General features: G+C 36.9%; 5 protein-coding genes and 1 pseudogene. All 6 read right to left on the bottom strand.

Features of this window, described 5'->3' with window-relative positions; all coding sequences use genetic code 11:
* Positions 1-293, bottom strand: a 293-nt coding sequence (locus CSX02_RS05290; protein WP_143248136.1) for an ORF6N domain-containing protein, incomplete at its 3' end; no start/stop codon positions are given.
* A 36-nt stretch (positions 294-329) separates the two neighbouring features.
* Positions 330-674, bottom strand: a complete 345-nt coding sequence (locus tag CSX02_RS05285) for a DUF1016 N-terminal domain-containing protein (protein WP_207653751.1) — start codon at positions 672-674, stop codon at positions 330-332.
* A gap of 82 nt (positions 675-756) precedes the next feature.
* Positions 757-984, bottom strand: a complete 228-nt coding sequence (locus tag CSX02_RS05280; RefSeq protein ID WP_099385885.1) for a DUF3791 domain-containing protein — start codon at positions 982-984, stop codon at positions 757-759.
* Between the two features lie 34 nt (positions 985-1,018).
* Entirely contained in the window at positions 1,019-1,351 is a 333-nt protein-coding gene (locus CSX02_RS05275; protein ID WP_099385884.1) for a helix-turn-helix domain-containing protein, read from the bottom strand.
* On the bottom strand, positions 1,341-1,817 hold the full coding sequence (locus tag CSX02_RS05270) for a hypothetical protein (RefSeq protein WP_143248135.1): 477 nt from the start codon (positions 1,815-1,817) through the stop codon (positions 1,341-1,343). The genes CSX02_RS05275 and CSX02_RS05270 overlap by 11 nt, the downstream gene beginning before the upstream one ends.
* 479 nt (positions 1,818-2,296) lie before the next feature.
* Positions 2,297-2,538, bottom strand: a pseudogene (locus CSX02_RS13740) (ORF6N domain-containing protein); the annotation flags it as partial.

The following is a 2,538-nucleotide window of genomic DNA, read 5'->3' as shown; positions in this document are numbered from 1 at the left end:
TATGGTGGTTTTCTGCGGCCTCCCCCTTGTCCAGAGTAAAAATTTGAATTTGGTGAAGTCACAATTTGTGATTTCACGACTTCTACCTCATCCTTCGTAAGTTGAAACATAAAATCATCAGGAAACCGTCCAGCATTTCGCTTAACCTGCTGATTCAATGCTCTGACTTCATAACCATACAAAGCCGCCAAGTCATAATCCAACATTACTTGTTTATCCCTGATTGTATATATCAGATTTTCGATTTCGTTTATTTGAATTGTAGCCGGAACGAGTTCCATCTTTTCCTCCATGTTAAACATCTTCGCTCTTTATTTTTGGTAGCTTTTTTACACTGTCGAACTTTTTTGACTATCAACAAGCACTCCGAATTCGTTCGACACTGTCGAACGAATCTGAGGGTATGTCTGATAAAACTGTCTGCATGCCTTAAAAAGAGTCACATTCATACCCTTATCATTGATACTCTTTTCAAGATTTTCCATAAGGTTACTGCCATATTCTGCTCTATCCCTGCCACCCTGTTCATACTCGACAATATAATAGCCTATAGCCCAATTCCTTAAAGTCATAAGCTGATTTACTGCGCCTTTCGCAGCATTTCCAGCCCTAACATTTATATCCTTTATATCATTCGCAAGTACAGCAAACGTTTTTCTTTTCCCATAGAACACCTCGTACTTTTAAATTTGCAAACACCGTCTGCAAAATCAGAGCATCCGCGTTTACAATGTGCATTTTTTGCACATTACTTTTTTATTCAACCAATTTACCGCCCTGCATTTCTATATAATCCTGTATGTCTTCGATAATACCTCGGTTTCCGGTAGAATTATATTTTTCATAGCATACATCAATATACCCTAACACATCATACTCTTTAAAAATATCAGAGAGTTCACAATAAGATTTATTCCAAGCCTTTGATAGTATTGGTATCAAAGTCAATTGCATATTAAGCACTGCCTTGTCCCGTTCCACCATAGTTTTACCTCATCATTACACTTCCCACGACGCCCTAATGTTTTAAAGCCTCTATATACCCCAGCAATCTTTCTTTCTGTGATTTCTTAAGACTTTCCATTTCAAGCAATAGATCATATTCCTTTGTGCCTTTTGTAACCACTCGATAATCCAATTCCTCTACAGATTGAACCGTATCCTGCAACAATTCATATGGAGTCACTTTTAACACATTGCAAATAATCATTATTTTATCTGCAGACGGATTCGTTTTCTTTCGTTTCCAATCACTAATAGTACTCTGTGCTATTCCTGTAGCTTTCGAAAAGTCCATCTGGGTAATTTCACGTTCTTCCATTAATTTAAAAATACGTTCACTAATTGTCATTTTCCGCTCCCTTTTCCATTACACTTTCTTCTATCCATATCTTAAACTCCTCCGGACAAGCAGCTATCCACTCAAAGAAATAAGAGGTAAGTTTCTCAAGCGTAATCCCAAAATCTTTCAATGTATTTCGATTTAAGAAGTCGTAAACTTCGCTTTCCATAGAAAGTGAATATCCGTCCTCCGTATCAGATAAACTGACCGGATTTTCATGAAGCCTTTGCAATACTAACGCTCTGATAAAATCGTCCATTTCTATTGTATTCTCTTTATCTAAAACGACCTTACCGAACAGTCGCTCATACAAATCAAAAGACATAAGGATTCTATCTGTATCAAATATTTTACATTTGACAGGATTTCCATAAACCTTATAAAAATCATCTGAATCAAGTTTTTCTATCAATTCTCTAGAAGAAATCTCCGGATACAGCATAACTTTTGCCCTCCTCTCTCTACCTTTTTGCATTTATACGTTCTTTCGTACAGCATCCGTATATACGTTATATTACTTCCATATTCAAGCAATGTCAAGACGCTATGTCATCACCATTGTTGCTTTATTTCAAAGGTCTCACGGCTTATTACGTTATTATTCTATCTCCCCTGTTTCAACTCTTTTTCTCGTGTGAAATACTGGTAAATTCAATGTTTCTATTATTTTATCTTTCTTGAAACACCCTGTATTTCTTGTGTTTTTCGGAAAAATAGAATCACTTTAGAATCATTCGTAGAATCATGTGATTCCATTCTTAATGTCATAATTTCCGTCTTTCCATTACTTTTTCAATTCCCAATATAAATACAGAGGGATTTTCTGCATCCACGCCATCGCTACAGAAATCTTAGCCTGCTCATCTGTAGCCCTTGGCTCATTTAAATCAACAATTGTCAATCCTGCGCCCACAAAGGTTTTAACATAATCCTCAAAAGTTCGATGTCGCCATATTACAGGAATTGTTCCTTGATAAAGTGGCGCTTTTCCCATTCTCTAGGTTCAAAATAGTTTTTAACTATAACCTGCCGTTCTATTCCTTGGCCTTGTCTTCCTATACCAGTATCATAGTTTCCATCAAAACAGGGATGTAGGACACTCGCAAATAGAGGTCCGCCCGGTTTTAAAACTCTCACCACTTCTCCCTTTAGAACCGTTGCCAGCATATAGATTCCCTGCTCTGTAAACGCGTATG

The sequence above is a fragment of the Agathobacter ruminis genome, assembly GCF_002735305.1.
Lineage (GTDB): Bacteria > Bacillota > Clostridia > Lachnospirales > Lachnospiraceae > Roseburia > Roseburia ruminis.
The sequence above is the reverse complement of the archived record's forward strand: the minus strand, read 5'-3'. Positions and strand labels throughout refer to the sequence as shown.